The 17,357-nt window shown below is 65.6% G+C and carries 16 protein-coding genes and 1 riboswitch; of the genes, 3 read left to right on the top strand and 13 right to left on the bottom strand.

Features of this window, described 5'->3' with window-relative positions:
• Positions 1 to 322: 322 nt before the first annotated feature.
• The gene (gene dapB / locus WKW80_RS18300; protein WP_340364990.1) at positions 323 to 1,126 is read left to right on the top strand and encodes a 4-hydroxy-tetrahydrodipicolinate reductase; all 804 of its coding nucleotides are present in this window, start codon (positions 323 to 325) and stop codon (positions 1,124 to 1,126) included.
• A 31-nt stretch (positions 1,127 to 1,157) separates the two neighbouring features.
• Here the strand turns inward: dapB and WKW80_RS18305 are convergent, their stop codons facing one another.
• The gene (locus WKW80_RS18305; RefSeq protein WP_340364991.1) at positions 1,158 to 2,096 is read right to left on the bottom strand and encodes a 2-hydroxyacid dehydrogenase; all 939 of its coding nucleotides are present in this window, start codon (positions 2,094 to 2,096) and stop codon (positions 1,158 to 1,160) included.
• A gap of 13 nt (positions 2,097 to 2,109) precedes the next feature.
• Complete coding sequence (locus tag WKW80_RS18310) at positions 2,110 to 3,960, bottom strand: ABCB family ABC transporter ATP-binding protein/permease (RefSeq protein ID WP_340364992.1); 1,851 nt, start codon at positions 3,958 to 3,960, stop codon at positions 2,110 to 2,112.
• A gap of 40 nt (positions 3,961 to 4,000) precedes the next feature.
• On the opposite strand from WKW80_RS18310, the gene WKW80_RS18315 reads away from it, so the two are divergent.
• On the top strand, positions 4,001 to 4,426 hold the full coding sequence (locus tag WKW80_RS18315; protein WP_340364993.1) for an acyl-CoA thioesterase: 426 nt from the start codon (positions 4,001 to 4,003) through the stop codon (positions 4,424 to 4,426).
• A 241-nt stretch (positions 4,427 to 4,667) separates the two neighbouring features.
• Here WKW80_RS18315 and WKW80_RS18320 read toward each other — a convergent pair whose 3' ends face one another.
• The 11 genes from WKW80_RS18320 to WKW80_RS18370 all read right to left on the bottom strand — a co-directional run bounded on the left by WKW80_RS18320 (position 4,668) and on the right by WKW80_RS18370 (position 15,873).
• Complete coding sequence (locus tag WKW80_RS18320) at positions 4,668 to 5,447, bottom strand: enoyl-CoA hydratase (RefSeq protein WP_340364994.1); 780 nt, start codon at positions 5,445 to 5,447, stop codon at positions 4,668 to 4,670.
• 30 nt (positions 5,448 to 5,477) lie between these two features.
• Positions 5,478 to 6,071, bottom strand: a complete 594-nt coding sequence (locus WKW80_RS18325; protein WP_340364995.1) for a 2-hydroxychromene-2-carboxylate isomerase — start codon at positions 6,069 to 6,071, stop codon at positions 5,478 to 5,480.
• A gap of 28 nt (positions 6,072 to 6,099) precedes the next feature.
• Positions 6,100 to 6,840 carry an SDR family oxidoreductase gene (locus tag WKW80_RS18330; protein ID WP_340364996.1) on the bottom strand — a complete coding sequence of 247 codons (741 nt, stop codon included), beginning with the start codon at positions 6,838 to 6,840 and terminating at the stop codon, positions 6,100 to 6,102.
• 2 nt (positions 6,841 to 6,842) lie between these two features.
• Positions 6,843 to 7,676 carry an acyl-CoA thioesterase gene (locus WKW80_RS18335; RefSeq protein ID WP_340364997.1) on the bottom strand — a complete coding sequence of 278 codons (834 nt, stop codon included), beginning with the start codon at positions 7,674 to 7,676 and terminating at the stop codon, positions 6,843 to 6,845.
• Positions 7,677 to 7,795: 119 nt separating this feature from the next.
• On the bottom strand, positions 7,796 to 8,992 hold the full coding sequence (locus tag WKW80_RS18340; RefSeq protein ID WP_340364998.1) for an acetyl-CoA C-acyltransferase: 1,197 nt from the start codon (positions 8,990 to 8,992) through the stop codon (positions 7,796 to 7,798).
• Positions 8,993 to 9,077: 85 nt separating this feature from the next.
• On the bottom strand, positions 9,078 to 11,501 hold the full coding sequence (locus WKW80_RS18345; protein ID WP_340364999.1) for a 3-hydroxyacyl-CoA dehydrogenase/enoyl-CoA hydratase family protein: 2,424 nt from the start codon (positions 11,499 to 11,501) through the stop codon (positions 9,078 to 9,080).
• Between the two features lie 21 nt (positions 11,502 to 11,522).
• Positions 11,523 to 11,957, bottom strand: a complete 435-nt coding sequence (locus WKW80_RS18350) for a DUF2147 domain-containing protein (RefSeq protein WP_340365000.1) — start codon at positions 11,955 to 11,957, stop codon at positions 11,523 to 11,525.
• 24 nt (positions 11,958 to 11,981) lie between these two features.
• Positions 11,982 to 13,778 carry an acyl-CoA dehydrogenase C-terminal domain-containing protein gene (locus tag WKW80_RS18355; RefSeq protein WP_340365001.1) on the bottom strand — a complete coding sequence of 599 codons (1,797 nt, stop codon included), beginning with the start codon at positions 13,776 to 13,778 and terminating at the stop codon, positions 11,982 to 11,984.
• 51 nt (positions 13,779 to 13,829) lie between these two features.
• Positions 13,830 to 14,525, bottom strand: a complete 696-nt coding sequence (locus WKW80_RS18360) for a TetR/AcrR family transcriptional regulator (protein ID WP_340365002.1) — start codon at positions 14,523 to 14,525, stop codon at positions 13,830 to 13,832.
• Between the two features lie 256 nt (positions 14,526 to 14,781).
• Entirely contained in the window at positions 14,782 to 15,390 is a 609-nt protein-coding gene (locus WKW80_RS18365) for a M20/M25/M40 family metallo-hydrolase (protein ID WP_422822922.1), read from the bottom strand.
• Between the two features lie 57 nt (positions 15,391 to 15,447).
• Positions 15,448 to 15,873, bottom strand: coding sequence for a hypothetical protein (locus WKW80_RS18370; protein ID WP_340365003.1), 426 nt, complete (start codon positions 15,871 to 15,873; stop codon positions 15,448 to 15,450).
• Positions 15,874 to 15,934: 61 nt separating this feature from the next.
• A riboswitch (glycine riboswitch) is annotated at positions 15,935 to 16,043 on the top strand.
• Positions 16,044 to 16,071: 28 nt separating this feature from the next.
• On the opposite strand from WKW80_RS18370, the gene WKW80_RS18375 reads away from it, so the two are divergent.
• Positions 16,072 to 17,343: a D-amino acid dehydrogenase gene (locus WKW80_RS18375; RefSeq protein ID WP_340365004.1), complete on the top strand. Its 1,272-nt coding sequence runs from the start codon at positions 16,072 to 16,074 to the stop codon at positions 17,341 to 17,343.
• The last annotated feature ends 14 nt before the right edge of the window (positions 17,344 to 17,357 follow it).

A 17,357-nucleotide genomic window follows, 5' to 3' on the forward strand; every position in this document is an offset into this window, starting at 1 on the left:
GGTGCCGACGAAACGGCTGGGCTCTCGCCCAGCTTCACACACGGCAACCGAAATGCTGTCCTTGTGGGCATCCAAACCAACGAAGAAATTGATACTCTCGTCCATGGCTCGTCTCCATACGGTTTGCGGCTGGGGAAACCCGCCGCATGTGGCTCGGCGCACTCGTAGAGTGCGCAATCCACGATACCGGAGACGGGCCTTCCTTCGCCTAGAGAGCGACCATCATGTCTAGCAGCATCCGTCACCGCCTCGCATCCTCGATTGCACCCATTCTGCGCGCCGGTGGTTCGTTTCAACCTCACGGGTTTTCATGGGAGATGCGATGACCCTCAGGATCTGCCTCGCAGGCGCTACCGGCTGGGCCGGCTCGGAATTGGCCAGGGGGATTGCGGCCTGCGCCGACCTCCAACTCGTGGCCGCGGTTTCGCGAAAGAACGCGGGCCGCGTGCTCGGCGATGTGCTGGGGGATGCCCGGCTCGCCGGCAGCGTGCATGCCAGCGCTGCCGATGCGATGGCCGCGGAGCCATGCGACGTGTTCGTCGAATACACCAAGCCCGTGTCCGCCAAGGCCAACATCCTGACAGCGTTGGCGCACGGGGCGCACGTCGTGGTCGCCACGTCGGGCCTCACGACGGAGGACTATGCGGAAATCGACGAAATCGCGCGCCAGAAGCAGCGCGGCGTGCTGGCTTGCGGCAACTTCGCGTTGACGGCCGTGCTGCTGCAGCGCTTTGCCGAGGCTGCCGCCAAACATTTGCCCAACTGGGAAATCATCGACTACGGCAGCGCCACCAAGGCCGATGTGCCCAGCGGCACGGTGCGTGAGCTCGTCACGCGCATGTCGAAGGTGCGCAAACCCGATGTGACCATCGCGCCGGACAAGGCCAACGGCCCCGGCGAAGCGCGCGGCGCGACGATGGAGGGCATTCAGGTGCACTCGGTGCGCCTGCCCGGCCATGTGCTCGGCGTCGACGTCGTGTTCGGCATGCCCGACCAGACGCTCGTGCTGCGCCACAACGCGGGCTCGACGGCGCGGCCCTATGTCGACGGCGGCTTGCTGGCGATCCGAAAGGTTTCAGGGCTGGTCGGCCTGCACCGGGGCCTGGACAAGGTGCTCGACCTGTAGGGCATTTGTCGACCGGCCGCATCGCTCAATGTCAGACCGGCGTCACCACGCCTCGCCCCGCGAAGTGCCCTTCGGCATTCGCCAGGAAGCGCAGGAATGACGTCTCTGTCGCCTCGGGCGACCAGCCGGCCAGGTGCGGCGTGATGATCAGGTTGTCGAAGCCGATGAGTTGCTCGGGACGCTTCGGTTCGCTCTCGTAGACGTCGAGGCCGGCGCCGGCGATGCGGTTGTCGCGCAGGGCCGCGGCGAGCGCTTCGGTGTCGACCACGCTGCCGCGGCCGACGTTGACGAGGAAGCCCTGTGGTCCCAGTGCATCGAGAATTTCGGCGTTGACGATGTGCTTCGTGGCCGGACCACCGGGCGTGGCGCACACCAGCACGTCGGCCCATTCGGCCAGCGCCTTCAGGCTGCCGAAGTACTGGTGCGGCAAGCCCTCCCTGGGATTGCGGTTGTGATAGCCGATCGTCATGTCGAAACCAGCCGCGCGCCTGGCGATTTTCTGGCCGATGGCGCCCATGCCGAGGATGCCGAGGCGCTTGCCAGATACGTTGGGCGGCTGCGCAATGGCAAGCCGCCACACGCCTTCGCGGCACAACTGGTCGAGCTTGCGGAAGTTGCGCACCGCGGAAACGACGAGGCCGAAGGCATGGTCCGCCACGCAGTCGTCGTTGGTGCCCTGGCCGTTCGCGACCACGATGCCGCGTGCGCGGGCGGCGTCGAGGTCGACCAGTTCGTAGCCGGCGCCCATGCAGCAGATCAGTTCGAGCTTTGGCATGGCAGCCATCTCGCCGGCCGTGACGCCGAGCACGCCGATGGTCAGCACCGCGCGCAACTCCGCGCCGCGTGCCGCGATGGCCGCAACGCGATCCGCTGGCGTCGGTGCATAGGTCATGTCATACAGCTCGGCGAGACGGGCCTGATGCTCGCTGGACAGCGTGTGGACGACCAGCAGGGGTATCTTGTCGGACATTCGGCATCAGCTCCTAGAGAACCACGGGGGCGGCTTCGACCTGCTGCATGGCCCACATCTGCGCGTAGCGGCCGTCCTGCGCGAGCAACCCGCCATGCGTGCCGCGCTCGACGATGACGCCGCCTTCGAGCACGAGGATTTCATGGGCATCGACAACCGTCGACAGCCGGTGCGCGATGACCAGCGTGGTCTTGTTCTGCGCGGCGCTCTGCAGCTCGGATTGAATGGCGCGTTCATTGGCGGAATCGAGTGCCGACGTCGCCTCGTCGAAGATGAGGATCGGCGGGTTCTTCAGCAGCGTGCGTGCAATGGCCACGCGCTGCTTCTCGCCGCCGGAGAGCTTGAGCCCGCGCTCGCCGACCGGTGTGGCGTAGCCCCTGGGCGTGGCGGCGATGAAGTCGTGGATGCGCGCGGCCTTGGCCGCGGCTTCGACCTCCTCGTGCGTCGAGCCCGGCTGCCCGTAGGCGATGTTGTATTCGACGGTGTCGTTGAAGAGCACGGTGTCTTGCGGAACGATGCCGATGGCCTGGCGCACGCTGGCCTGAGTGACCTTGCGGATGTCCTGCCCGCCGATGGTGATGCGCCCTTGCTGAACGTCATAGAAGCGGTACATGAGCCTCGCCAGCGTGGACTTGCCGGAACCCGAGGGACCAACGACCGCTACCGTCTTGCCGGCCGGGATTTCGAAACTGACGTGCCGGAGGATCGGGCGCGAGGGTTCATAGGCGAAGCTCACGTCTTCGAAGCGGACGGTGGCATCCGCTGGCTGGACAGGGCGCAGGTGCAGCGGCCTTGCATCGGGCGCGTCGCGGACTTCGCGTTCCTTTTCCATGAGCACGAACATCTTGTCGAGGTCGGTCAGGCTCTGCTTGATCTCGCGGTAGATCACGCCCAGGAAGTTCAGCGGGATGTAGAGCTGGATCATGAAGGCATTCACCATCACCAGGTCACCCAGCGTCATGCGCCCCTCGACCACGCCCGACGTGGCGCGCCACAGCATCAGCACGAGGCTCACGGCAATCAGCATCTGCTGGCCGGTGTTGAGCATGCTCAGCGTGCGCTGGCTCTTGATGGCTGCCTTGCGGTAGCGGTCGAGGCTCGCGTCATAGCGCTGCGCCTCGAACTCCTCGTTGTTGAAGTACTTGACGGTTTCGTAGTTCAGGAGCGAATCGACCGCGCGGCTCTGCGCGACCGAGTCGAGTTCGTTCATGGTCTTGCGAAACTTTGTGCGCCACTCGGTCACCGTCACGGTGAAGGTGATGTAGAGCACCAGCGCCACCGCCGTGATCCAGACGAACAGCGAATCGAACTTCACGCCCAGGATGGTCAGCACCAGGGTCAGCTCGATGATCGTCGGCACGATGCTGTAGAGCGACATCGAGATCAGCGAATGCACGCCCCGCGTGCCGCGCTCGATGTCGCGCGTCATGCCACCGGTCTGGCGCTCCAGGTGAAAGCGCAGGCTCAGCGAATGCAGATGACGGAACACCTCGAGCGAGATGCTGCGCGCGGCGCCCTCGGTCGCCTTGGCGAACACCAGCTCGCGCAACTCACCGAACAGCGAAGTCGAAAAACGCAGCAGCCCGTAAGCCACGAGCAAGGCAATCGGCACGACCAGCAGCGCCTGCGCGATGTCGGGCTTGGGCGTCATCGTGTCGACCAGGTTTTTCAGGAGCACCGGAACGCCGACGTTGGCGACCTTGGCGCCCACCATGAAGCTCAGCGCCGCGAGCACGCGCCACTTGTATTGCCAGAGGTAGGGAAACAAACGGCGCAGCGTCGCCCAATCGGAGCGATCGTTGCGTGCCGGCGCGTGGGCGCCTTCGTGGGAGGGGTGCGAAAGTGTTTCGCCGCTGCGGCGCATGAAAGACAATCCAGGCTGTTGTTCTCACCAGATTGTGCCCATGTCCCATTCTCCAAGCACCAACAAGGCCGCCCCCATCAAGAGTCTCCCGCTCGACATGGAACTGGTACTCAAGGTCATACCGATGCCCGCCGACTGCAATGCCAACGGCGACATCTTCGGCGGCTGGGTCATGGCGCAGTGCGACTTGGCCGGCTCCGTGATTCCGGCGCGCCATGCCAAGGGGCGCATGGCCACGGTGGCCGTCAACGAGTTCATCTTCAAGCAGCCGGTGCGCCTGGGCGACATCCTGTCGTTCTATTCCAAGCTGGTGCGCATCGGGCGCACCTCGGTGACGGTCACGGTGGAGGTGTTTGCCGAACGCTTTCACACCCAGGGTGAGTACATCAAGGTGACCCAGGCGACCTTCACCTACGTCGCCATCGACATGCAGGGCCGGCCGCGACCGATCGAGCAGCAGGGCTGAGCGCCCGGCTCAGGCGCTGGAGCGTCTTTCGCGACGCATGAAACCAGGACGAGCACCGCGAAGTCTGTTCGCGGGCACCCGCGGAACCGGCTTTGCCGGGCCGCTGGGTGCGCCCCCTTGGGGGGGAGGCGCCGCAGGCGCTTCGGGGGTATTTCATTTCCCCCGCGGAACCGGCTTTGCCGGGCCGCTGGGTGCGCCCCCTTGGGGGGAGGCGCCGCAGGCGCATCGGGGGGGTCCTCACTCACACCTTCGAGAAGTCCGGCTTGCGCTTCTCCATGAATGCACTGAACGCTTCCTTCGCGGCCGGCGCGCGCATCGAATGCGCAAAGCTCTCGGCTTCCACGCCGATGCGCTCCTGTACTGCCGCCTGCTGCGACATCTTGAGCAGGCGCTTGGTTGCGACCAGCGCCGACAGCGGCTTGGCAGCGAGCTTGCGCGCTTGCGCCTGCGCAATGCTGTTGGCTTCGGTCGGCGGCACCACACGGTTCACCAGGCCAACCTCGAGCGCAGCCTCGGCCATGAAGGGCTCGCCAAGCAGCAGCGCTTCAGCGGCGCGGTGGTAGCCGAACATCTGCGGCGCCAGCATGCTCGACGCCGCCTCGGGCACCAGGCCGAGGTTGACGAAGGGCATCGAGAAAGCGGCGTTGTCGCCCGCGATCACCAGATCGCAATGGAACAGCAGCGTGGTGCCGATGCCCACGGCCGGTCCGCAGACGCTGGCGACGATCGGCTTGGGGAAGGCCGCGATGGCGCGCAGGAAGCGGATCGCCGGCGATTCGGCCTCGGTCGCCTCTGGCGGCTTGGCGGCGGCGGCCATGAAGTCGCCGATGTCGTTGCCGGCGCTGAACACGGTCGGGTCGCCCTGGATCAGCACGGCGCGCACGGCGGCATCGGGTGCCGCTTGCGTGAGCGCATCGGTCATCGCGTCATACATCGCGACGTTGATCGAGTTCTTGCGGTCGACGCGGTTGAAGGTCAGGGTCATCACGCCGGCTTCGGTGTGGACGAGGATTTCGCTCATGGTGGTCCTTTCGAGAATGAACTGAATGGCTCAGGCGGCCAGGTATTCGCGGACGAAGTCCAGGCGATCCTGGCCCCAGAACATGTCCTTGCCGACAAACATCGTCGGTGCGCCGAACACGCCGCGCTCGACGGCCTCCTGGGTGGTCGCCTTGAGTTTGTCCTTGGTTTCCTGCGCGTTCGCCAGCGCGAGCACGGCGGCCGCATCGAAACCCGCAGCCTGCAGCACCTCGCCGACGACGGCGGGGTCGTTCATGTTGCGGCCGTCGATCCACATCGCCTTGAAGATCGCATCGACGAATTCCGCAAAGCGTTCCGGCTGTTGCGCCTGGATGCCGCTGGCTGCGCGCATCAGCAGCAACGTGTTGATCGGGAAGTGCGGGTTGTGCGCAAAGGGCACGCCGTAACGCCGGGCATAGCGCTGGAGGTCCGCCGTCATGTACGGGCCCTTCGGCTTGATCTCGGTCGGCGAGTGGTTGCCGGTGGCCTGGAACACGCCACCGAGCAGCATCGGCTTCCAGACCAGCGCGGCGCCGGCGTCCGCGGCGATCTTCGGCAGTTGCGTCGCAGCCAGGTAGGCGGCCGGGCTTCCGAAGTCGAAATAGAAGTCCACTGATTTCGTCACGTCGTCTCCTTTGTCGTCGTCGATCGGTTCAGAATTTTTCCGACCAGGGGCGCAGGTCGAGTTCGTGCGTCCACGCGTCGCGCGGTTGCGCGTGCAGCATCCAGTACATGTCGGCGATGTGGTCAGGGTTCAGGATGCCGTCCTGCGCCTTCATGGCGTAGCGGTCGGGGAAGTTGCTGCGGATGAACTCGGTGTCGATGGCGCCGTCGACCACTACGTGCGCGACATGGATGCCCTGCGGGCCCAGTTCGCGCGCCATCGCCTGCGCCAACGCGCGCAAGGCCATCTTTGCGCCGGAGAACGCACCGAAGTTCGCGGCGCCACGCAACGAAGCGGTGGCGCCGGTGAAGATGATCGTGCCGCGGTGCGCGCCTTCGGGCACGTTGCGTGCAACCATCTTCCTCGCCACTTCGCGCCCGTTGAGGAAGCCCGAGAAGCAGGCCATCTCCCACACCTTGAAGTACTTGCGCGCGGTCTCGTTCAGGATGCTCTCCGGCACATTGGCGCCGATGTTGAACACCATGACCTCGATCGGGCCGATGGTCGATTCGATCTCTTCGACCAGCTTGACCACTTCCTCTTCCTTGCGTGCGTCGCAAGCAAAGGCCCGCGCCGTGCCGCCATCGGCCTCGATCTGTACGACCAGCGGCTGCAACTTGTCGAGGCTGCGGCGCGTGACGCAGGCGACGTAGCCCTCGCGTGCAAAGCGGCGGGCGATGGCGCCGCCGGTGGCATCGCCGGCGCCGACGATCAGTGCGGCTTTCTGCATCGTTATTCCTTGAAGTAGACGATCTGGTTTGACGTGGCCAACAACTCACCGGCCTCGCTCCACAACTGCGCAGCCTGGTCGAAGAAGCCATTGTGGAAGCGTTGCCCCGTGGCACGGCCGAGCAGGTAGCCCGTGCCGACGGCCTCCAGCTCGGTCTTGCCCGCGTGAAAGTAGGTGGTGATCGAGACCGTGCCCGCGGGGACATGCCTGGCGCGGCGCAGCCAGATTCGCGGATAGAACATGTCGCTCATCGACGCGAGCGACGCGAAGTCCAGCGCGCGCGGCTCGGCGTCGCGCAGCCAGATGCGGGTTTCGCTGTGATCGCCGCTGCCGTCCCACCGGATCGGGACGTGCCCGCTGATCGGCCGCAGCTCGTACTGGGCCAGCCAGGCCACCCCGGCCGGGCCGATGTTCATGCGCGCGACCTCGGCCGGCGGCGGCACCTGGGGCACGGGGATATCGCTTGCACGCCACGTCTCGCGGCGCGCGGCCGTGACCACCGTTGCGGTGGTATTGACCTGTTGTTCGCCATTGGCGTCGGCCTGCGTGAGATGGATGGTCCAGTGCTGGGTCGAGCGGTTGGTGCGCACCGGCGTGGCCTGCACCTCGAACGGGCCGGCCTCGACCGCCGATGCATAGTTGACGGTGATCGCGATCGGCGCGCCGAGCAGGTCCGGATGCGACAACACCGACTGCAGCACGATGGCCGCCGTGGTGCCGCCGAACGGGCCGACCATGTTCCAGTAGTCGGGGCTGGTCACGCCGAAGTAGTGGCCGGGGCGAACGGGACCGGGCTTCAGCGCGAGCGCCTTGTCGAAAGTGTGTGTGGCTGTCATGTCGGCAGTTTGCATGGGAAGACGTCCTCAGGCGGTCATGGAGGCGACGCTGGCCTTTCGAGGTCGCGAGGGTTTTCCGACCGGCCCCGCGACGCCGCGGATCGCCCGCGCAGTGGCCGCTACACCCTTTCGAAGATACCGGCTGCGCCCTGCCCCATGCCGACGCACATGGTCACCATGCCGTACTTGAGATTCTTGCGGCGCAGCGCATGCACCACGGTCGCCGAACGGATCGCGCCGGTCGCGCCGAGCGGATGGCCCAGGGCGATCGCGCCGCCCATCGGGTTGACCTTGCTCGGGTCGAGGCCCAGCGTGTTCATCACCGCCAGCGACTGCGCCGCGAAGGCTTCGTTCAGCTCGAACCAGTCGATGTCCTCGTGCTTCAGGCCGGCGTAGCGCAGCGCCGCCGGGATCGCCTCGATCGGGCCAATGCCCATGATGTGCGGCGGCACGCCCTTGCTGGCGAAGCTCACGAAGCGCGCGAGCGGCGTCAGGCCGAACTGCTTGACCGCCTTCTCGCTCGCCAGGATCAGCGCGCCGGCGCCGTCGGAGGTCTGCGAGCTGTTGCCCGCCGTGACCGTGCCGCGCGCGGCGAACACGGCGCGCAGCCTGGCCAGGCCTTCGATGGTGGTGTCGGGGCGCGCGCCTTCATCGAGGCTGACGGTGCGGGTCTTCGCGACCGAGTCGCCGGTGGCGAGGTTGGGCGCGCGGTCGGTCACTTCGATCGGCGTGATCTCGTCGGCGAACTCGCCGGCGGCCTGCGCGGCCAGCGCCTTCTGGTGGGACGCCAGCGCAAAGGCATCCTGCGCCTCGCGGCTCACCTTCCACTGCTGCGCCACCTTCTCGGCCGTGAGGCCCATGCCGTAGGCGATGCCGATGTCGTCCGCGCGCTCGAAGATCGAGGGCGACATCGAGGGCGCGTTGCCCATCATCGGCACCATGCTCATGCTTTCGACGCCGGCCGCGATCATCACGTCGGCCTCGCCGACGCGGATGCGGTCCGCGGCCATCTGCACCGCCGACAGGCCTGACGCGCAGAAGCGGTTGACCGTGATGCCGCCGATGCTGTTGGGCAAACCGGCCAGCACCGCGCCGATGCGCGCGACGTTGAGGCCCTGCTGCGCTTCCGGAATCGCGCAGCCGCAGATGATGTCCTCGATGGCCTTCGGATCGAGGTTCGGCACGGCCGCCAGCGCCGCTTTCAGCGTGGTCGCCAGCAGGTCGTCGGGCCGGTAGTTGCGAAAGTAGCCGCGATGCGACTTGCCGATCGGCGTGCGGGTGGCGGAGACGATGTAGGCGTCTTGAACTTGTTTCATGTCGTCATGTCCTGTTGTCTGGCGCCCTCTCCCGCGAGCGGGAGACGGGACTGGATGCGTTGTCGTTGCTCACGGAGCCACTGGATCAGTTGCGCACGGGCTTGCCGGTCGACAGCATCCCCATGATTCGCTCTTGCGTCTTGGGGTGGACCAGCAGCGAGCAGAACGCCTTGCGCTCGAGCGCCATCAGGTATTCCTCGGTCACGAGCGCGCCGGCGTCGATGTCGCCACCGGTGACGACGCCCGCGATCAGGCTGGCGATGTGGAAGTCGTGCGCGCTGATGAAGCCGCCGTCGCGCATGTTCACCAACTGGCCCTTGATCGTCGCGGCGCCGCTGCGGCCCGCGACGCGGAAAGTGCGGCGCAGGGGTGGCCGATAGCCGGCATCGGCCATGGCCTTCGCCTGCTCCAGCGCGACGTAGAGCAGCTCGTCCTTGTTCGGCACGATCACGTCGCTGTCGAGCAGGAAGCCGAGCTTTTTCGAATCAAGTGCGCCGGTGCCGACCTTCGCCATCGCGGCGGCCGTGAAGCCTTCGGTCAGGAAGGGCAGCAGGTCGCTGCCGGTCGATGCGGCTGCGTTTTCGGCCGCGCGGCGTGCAATGTAGGTCAGGCCGCCAGCGCCCGGGACCAGGCCCACGCCGACCTCGACCAGGCCCATGTAGCTTTCCATGGCCGCGACACGCTTCGACGAGTACACGGCCATTTCGCAACCGCCGCCGAGCGCCATGCCGCGCACGGCCGACACGACGGGCACGCTGCTGTAGCGCAGCCTGAGCATCACCCGCTGCAATTCGCCGACGGCGCCTTCGACGGCACCGATGCCGGCGACCACCAGGGCCGGCAGCATGGCTTGCAGGTCGGCGCCGACCGAGAACATCTCGTCGGGCGACCAGATCACCAGGCCCTTGTATTCGGCTTCGGCCAGGTCGACCGCCGCGGCGAGCGCCTCGGCCACGTCGGGGCTGATCGCGTGCATCTTCGAATGGATGCTCGCGATGAGCACTTCGCCATCGAGCGTCCACACGCGCACGTCGCCTTCGTCGCTGATCGTGGTGCCGGCGGTGCTGGCATCGGGCGCATTGGCGCCGAGCACGGTTTCAGGGAACAGCTGGCGCGCATGCACCGGCAGCCTGCGCTGCGGCACGAAGGCGTTGGCCGAGGCGCTCCACGAACCCGCGGCCGTGTGCACGCCGCCCGCTTCCGCGACCGGGCCTTCGAACACCCATTTCGGCAACGGCGCGCTGGTCAGGGCCTTGCCGGCGTCGATGTCTTCCTGGATCCACTTCGCCACCTGCGACCAGCCGGCTTCCTGCCACAACTCGAACGGGCCCTGCTTCATGCCGAAGCCCCAGCGCATCGCGAAGTCGATGTCGCGTGCGCTTTCGGCGATGGTCGCGAGGTGGATGGCCGCGTAGTGAAAGCTGTCGCGCAGGATGGCCCAGAGGAACTGGCCCTGCGGGCCTTCGCTCTCTCGCAGCAGCTTCAGGCGCTCGCCAGCCGGCTTCTTGAGCATGCGGCCATAGACCTCGTCGGCCTTCTCGCCGGAAGGCACGTAGTCGCCCTTGGCCAGGTCGAAGCGCAGGATGTCGCGGCCGGCCTTCTTGAAGAAGCCCGCCTTGGCCTTCTGGCCGAGATTGCCCATCTCGATCAGCTTGGCCAGCACCGGCGGCGTGGCGAAGTTCGGATAGAACGGATCGCTCTTCTCGTCGAGGTTGTCCTGCAGCGTCTTGACCACGTGGGCCAGCGTGTCCAGGCCCACCACGTCGGCAGTGCGGAAGGTGCCCGAACTCGCGCGGCCGAGCTTCTTGCCGGTGAGGTCGTCGACCACGTCCGGCGTCAGGCCGAACTTCTCGACTTCCTTCAGCGTCGCCAGCATGCCGGCGATGCCGACGCGGTTGGCGATGAAGTTGGGCGTGTCGCGCGCGCGCACCACGCCCTTGCCGAGCGTGCTGGTGACGAAGGCTTCGAGCTGGTCGAGCACCACGGCCTCGGTGGTCGGCGTGTTGATCAGCTCGACCAGGAACATGTAGCGCGGCGGGTTGAAGAAGTGGATGCCGCAGAAGCGCGGCTTCAACGCTTCAGGCAGCGCTTCGCTGAGCTTGGTGATCGACAGGCCCGAGGTGTTCGAGGCCAGGATCGCGGTCTTCGACACGTGCGGCGCGATCTTCCGGTAGAGGTCGAGCTTCCAGTCCATGCGTTCCGCGATGGCCTCGATCACGAGGTCGCATTCGCCGAGCCTGGCCAGGTCGTCCTCGTAGTTGGCCACTTCGATCAACGCGGCATCGGCGACGTCGCCCAGCGGCGCGGGCTTGAGCTTCTTGAGGTTGTCGATGGCGCGCGTGACGATGCCGTTCTTGGCCGCACCCTGGGCGACCGCGCCGGTCGCATCCTTGGCCGCCAGGTCGAACAGCACCACCGGCACACGGACGTTGACCAGGTGCGCAGCGATCTGCGCGCCCATCACGCCGGCGCCGAGCACGGCGACTTTCTTCACTTGAAATCGGGACATGTACTTTCCGTCTGATGTTTCTTACTGGACGCGGGTCCAGGTTTGAGTCCGGCCGATGCCGAGCACCGAGCCGCGCACTTCGAGCTTCTTGCCGCCCTCGATCGGGGTCAGGCGAAGCGTGTAGGTCTTGCCGTTTTCGGGGTCGAGGATCTTTCCGTCTTCCCAGACGTCCTTGCCTTCGGCCTTCTTCGCGCCGCGGATGATCTCCAGGCCGACCATGGGCTTGCCCTTGCGGTCGTCGGTGCACTCGTCGCACACCGCGTCCTGCTTGGCATCCTTGCGCAACAGCTTCTCGATGCGGCCACTCACCACGCCGCCGGATTCGGTGATGCGGATCTGCGACTTGACCTCGCTGGTCTTGTCGTCGATGGTGTGCCAGGCGCCCACCGGCGTCATCTGCGCGAACGCAGTGGTGACAGTGGAGGCAAGAAGAATCGCTGACAGTGCAAGTTTCATGGTCGTCCTCTCCGTGGATGGAATTCAGGCGAGTGCCGCGTCGGTGTCCATCAGGACCTTGCTGCCGGCGCGCGCGGTACGCATCAGCGTGGCAGTCTCGGGGAACAGCTTGGCAAAGTAGAAGCGCGCGGTCTGCAGCTTGCCGACGTAGAACGGGTCGGCGTTGCCGGCGGCGATCTCGCGCAGCGCCACCTGCGCCATGCGGGCGAACAGGTAGCCGAACACGAAGTGCCCGGCAACGCGCAGGTAGTCGACAGCCGCGGCGCCCACCTCGTCGGGGTTCTGGAAGCCCTTGAAGCCGACTTCGGTCGTGAACTTGGTGAGCTGGTCGCCGAGCATGGCGATGGGCGTGATGAACTCGCTCATCTTCTCGTTGACGCCTTCCTCGGCCACCAGCGCGCCGACCAGCTTGCCGAACTTCTTCAGCGTCGCGCCGTTGTTGCCCAGCACCTTGCGGCCCAGCAGGTCCAGCGACTGGATGGTGTTGGTGCCTTCATAGATCATGTTGATGCGGTTGTCGCGCACGAACTGCTCCATGCCCCATTCCTTGATGAAGCCGTGGCCGCCGAAGACCTGCATGCAGGCGTTGGTGGCGATGTAGCCGTTGTCGGTGATGAAGGCCTTGACGATCGGCGTCAGCAGTGCGACGAGTTCGCCCGAGTCCTTGCGCACCTTTTCATCCGGATGGTGGTGTTCCTTGTCGAGCAGCAGCGTGCAGAACACCTGCAGTGCGCGGCCGCCTTCCGCATAGGCCTTGGCGGTCAGCAGCATCTTGCGCACGTCGGGGTGGACGATGATCGGGTCGGCTTCCTTTTCCTTGGCCTTCACGCCGGTCAGCGAACGCATCTGGACGCGGTCCTTGGCATAGGCGAGCGCGTTCTGGTACGCGACTTCGGTGAGGCCCAGCGACTGGTTGCCCACGCCCAGGCGAGCGGCGTTCATCATCACGAACATCGCGGCCAGGCCCTTGTTGGGCTCGCCGACCATCGTGCCGATGGCGCCGTCGATGACGATCTGCGCGGTGGCGTTGCCGTGGATGCCCATCTTGTGCTCGAGGCCGCCGCAGTAGATCGGGTTGCGGCTGCCCAGCGAGCCGTCGGCGTTCACGTTGAACTTGGGCACGGCGAACAGGCTGATGCCCTTGCTCCCCTTCGGTGCATCCGGCAGGCGCGCGAGCACCAGGTGGATGATGTTCTCGACCATGTCGTGCTCGCCGGCCGAGATGAAGATCTTGTTGCCGGTGATCTTGTAGGTGCCGTCAGCCTGCGGCTCGGCCTTGGTGCGCAGCATGCCGAGGTCGGTGCCGCAGTGCGCCTCGGTCAGGCACATCGTGCCGGTCCATTCGCCGGTGGTCAGCTTGGGCAGGTAGGTCTTCTTCTGCGCGTCGGTGCCATGCGCCTGCAGGGCTTCGTAGGCGCCGTGCGAGAGGCCCGGGTACATGGTCCAGGCCTGGTTCGCCGCATTGAGCATTTCGTAGAGGCACTGGTTCAGCACATAGGGCAGGCCCTGGCCGCCGAACTCGGGGCTGCACGACAGCGCGGGCCAGCCGCTTTCGATGAACTGGGCATAGGCTTCCTTGAAGCCCTTCGGTGCTTTCACCTCGTGCGTCGACTTGTCGAGCACGCAGCCCTCTTCGTCGCCGGAAATGTTCAGCGGGAAGGTGATTTCGGAAGCGAACTTGCCGGCTTCCTCGATCACGGCGTTGATCGTGTCGACGTCGGTATCTGCGTGGGTGGGCATCGCCTTGAATTCATCGGCGACATGAAACACTTCATGCAGCACGAATTGCATGTCACGCAGCGGCGGGGTGTAGGAAGGCATGGACGAAAGCTCCTGGGCGGGTGGTCTTGATTGAAAAAGAGGAGATCAGCCTCAGCGCGCCGGCGACGGCCGCGTGGATCTGATCGTTGACGAGGATGACGGCGAGGGGCGTGGCGCGGACGGCGACGCGCAGCGCTGGATGATGTTTTCGAAGCCGATCCTGGCGCGATCGAGGGAGCCAGGCGCATGCAGAAAGCGCGCTTCGTAATGGAGGGCGAGGATGAGGCCGTGGACCTCGAAGGCAATCTGGCGCTCGTCGGCATCCTCGCGGAAGTGGCCCTCTGCCGTGGCCTGCTGCACCGCGCGGAAGACGGCCCCCTGCCACTTGCTGACCGATTCGACCAGCGCATCGCGCACCGGGCCCGGGCGGTCGTCGAATTCGGTGGCGCCGCTGATGTAGATGCAGCCCGAGTCGATCTCGACCGAGGTGCGCTTCATCCAGTTGTCGAACATCGCGCGCAGACGGGGCAGTCCGCGCGGCGCCGACATCGCGGCATAGAACACTTCCTGCTCGAAGCGCGAGTGATACTCGCGGACCACGGAGATCTGCAACTCTTCGCGCGAACCGAAGTGGGCGAACACGCCCGATTTGCTCATCTGCGTGAGTTCGGCCACGGCGCCGATCGACAAGCCCTCGAGCCCGATCTGCGCGGCCAGGTTCAGCGCGGCGTCGACGATGGCAGCCTTGGTTTGCTGGCCCTTCAGGGCGGAGCGCGAGGACTTGGCCGAGGCGGCGGAGATGGGCATGGGCGGCAATTAATAATACGAACGGTCGTGCTATTTTGTAGTGGATTCGTTTCGAAGAGAAGCGCAAAGACCCACTAGATTACCGGGCTATTGGGCGTCGAAGGCGAATTTCTGGCGTCGTTTCGCATCACCAATGGCCACAAGCAAAGGCGCCGATTTCATCGGCAGCAAGGCGTTGCACCGGGTGAGCCGCGATCGCTCCGGCAAGGCTGCTCGGGCCTTGCTCGTCGAGATCCTTTTCACCGAAGTAAGTGGATCAGATCAAGAAAGTCTGCGCCAGTCGGACCCAATAGGCCGCCCCCAGCGGCAAGGCTCGGTCGTTGAAGTCGAAGCGCGGGGTGTGGAACAGGCAGCCTCCATCCTCGCCGGTCCCGTTGCCCAGCACCATGTAGGCGCCGGGAACTGCCTGCAGCATGTAGGCGAAGTCTTCGCTGCCCATGGTGGGCATCCGTTCGCGGACCTTGTCGGCACCCAGCAGGTCCACCGCCACCCCCCGAGCGAACGCGGTCTCGTCCGCATGGCTGACCAGCACCGGATACTGCTGGCGGTAGTCGACCTCGCACTTCAGGCCATAGCTGTCGGCCTGCGCGTGCACGAACGCCTGCAGCCGCCGTTCGATCTGCGCGCGCACCGCGGGGTCGAGCGCACGCACGCCGATCTTGAGCACGGCCTGTTCGGGCACGATGTTGTAGACCTCGCCCGCCTGCATCGCCCCCACGGTGACGACGGCGGCCTGGTGTGCGCTGATTTCGCGTGAAACGAGGCTCTGCAGGCCCAGCACGATGCTCGCCGCGCACTGCATCGGATCCACGCCCTGATGCGGTAGCGCGGCGCTGGGGATCCTTTGCTTCTGGACCCTGCAGATAGTGAGCGCTGCTCTTTCACCAAGCTCTAACCATGGAGCGACCCTTTGAAGGCTGGATCACGTCGCCGGCAAAGCGCGGCAGATGGCTTCACAGGGACGCTTCTTGAATAGGGCACGATAGGCTGCGGTCATGGGTTGCAGCGCCAGGACGGTCGCGCCATCGTTGCGCCGTGTGTTGATCACCAGTGCATTGGCACCGGTTTCCCAGGCGGCCAGACTCGTCAGGCCCAACACCCACAATGCGCTCGCCGCGCCGGTGTCTCCAAGTCTTTCGCACAAGTCGCAGCCGACCTTCACGTTGAACAATTGCCGGCATTGACTCGCCGATCGCGCCAGACCTGGGCCCGCACTGAGCTTCGCGTGGTAGCGCAGGGACAGATCAAGGTCAAAGTGGCAGGCTTCAATTGCTTCCAGTTGCCGCCTTGGCACGTCCGAAACTAGAATCGCCGATTGCAGGAGAGCGAGCGACCGCGGTCGCTCCACCGAAGGCGCAAACTCCCATGAACGCTCAGGTCGGCCCCGTGGCCATGTACTGCATCCATCGATATCGCCGTCTGGAGAGCCATCAGGCCCACGCCTGATGCACCGAAGGAGCAACACCCTGGCGGGCGCCAAGGTCGAAACTCTCAGGTACCAAGGACAGGGGGAGCGGCTTTTGAAATCACTTTCAAAGGACCTCTCATGCGCGTGATCGTATTGGGCGCCGGCTTGCTCGGCGTCACCTCGGCCTATTACCTCCAGAAGCTCGGCCACGAAGTCACCGTGGTCGACCGCCAGGCCACACCGGCCGCTGAAACCAGCTTTGCCAACGGCGGCCAGATCTCCGTCAGCCACGCCGAGCCGTGGGCCAACCCAAGCGCGCCGATCAAGGTGTTGCAATGGCTGGGCAAGGAAGACGCGCCCCTCCTGTTTCGCATCCGTGCCGACATGCGGCAGTGGATGTGGGGCTTGCAGTTCCTGCGCGAATGCACGCCGGCGCGCACCCGGCACAACATCGAGCAGATCGTGCGCCTTGGCACCTACAGCCGCAGCATGCTGCAGGAACTGCGTCGCGAAACCGGCCTCGGCTACGACCAGCGCACGCAGGGCATCCTGCATTTCTACACGACGCAAAAAGAGTTCGATGGCGCCTTGAAGCCGGCCGAGCAAATGCGCGCATTGGGCTGCGAACGTGTCGTCATATCCGCCGACGAAGCGGTAAAGCTCGAGCCGGCATTGGCACACATCCGTCCGCAACTCGCCGGCGCCACCTACACGGCCGAAGACGAATCGGGCGACGCCAACCGATTTGCGCGCGAACTGGTCAAGCTCTGCGAAGTGGGCGGCGTGAAATTCCTGATGAGCCACACCGTGACCGCGATCCGCGAAGCCGGCGGCAACATCGAGCACGTCGAAGCCACTGACATCGAGGGCCGCTTCCAGCGCCTGCAGGCGGACGCGTATGTGATGGCGATGGGCTCGTTGAGCCCCATCTATGCCAAGCCGCTGGGCATCGACTTGCCGATCTATCCGGCCAAGGGCTATTCGGTGACGCTGCCGGTAAAGGATGCGTCGAAGGCGTACCAGGTCTCGCTGACCGATGACGAGTTCAAGCTCGTGTTCTCGCGCTACACCTCGGAAGACGGCCGCGGCGACCGCATGCGCATTGCCGGCACGGCCGAGCTCAACGGCTACGACCGCGACCTGAACCGCGTCCGTTGCGAGGCGATCGTGCGGCGCGTGGAACAACTCTTCCCGGGCGCCGGCGACACAACGCGCGCCCAGTTCTGGACCGGCCTGCGCCCCGCAACGCCCAGCAACGTGCCAATGATCGGCAAGACGCGCCTGCCCAACTTCTTCCTGAACACCGGCCACGGCACACTGGGCTGGACGCATGCGTGCGGCTCGGGCAAGTCGATCGCGCACATCGTGAGCGGGCTCGCACCGGAAGTCGATTTCGCGTTTCAACGGTAACCCCCCGAAGCGCC

This window comes from Variovorax humicola (genome assembly GCF_037889915.1).
GTDB classification, from domain to species: domain Bacteria; phylum Pseudomonadota; class Gammaproteobacteria; order Burkholderiales; family Burkholderiaceae_C; genus Variovorax; species Variovorax humicola.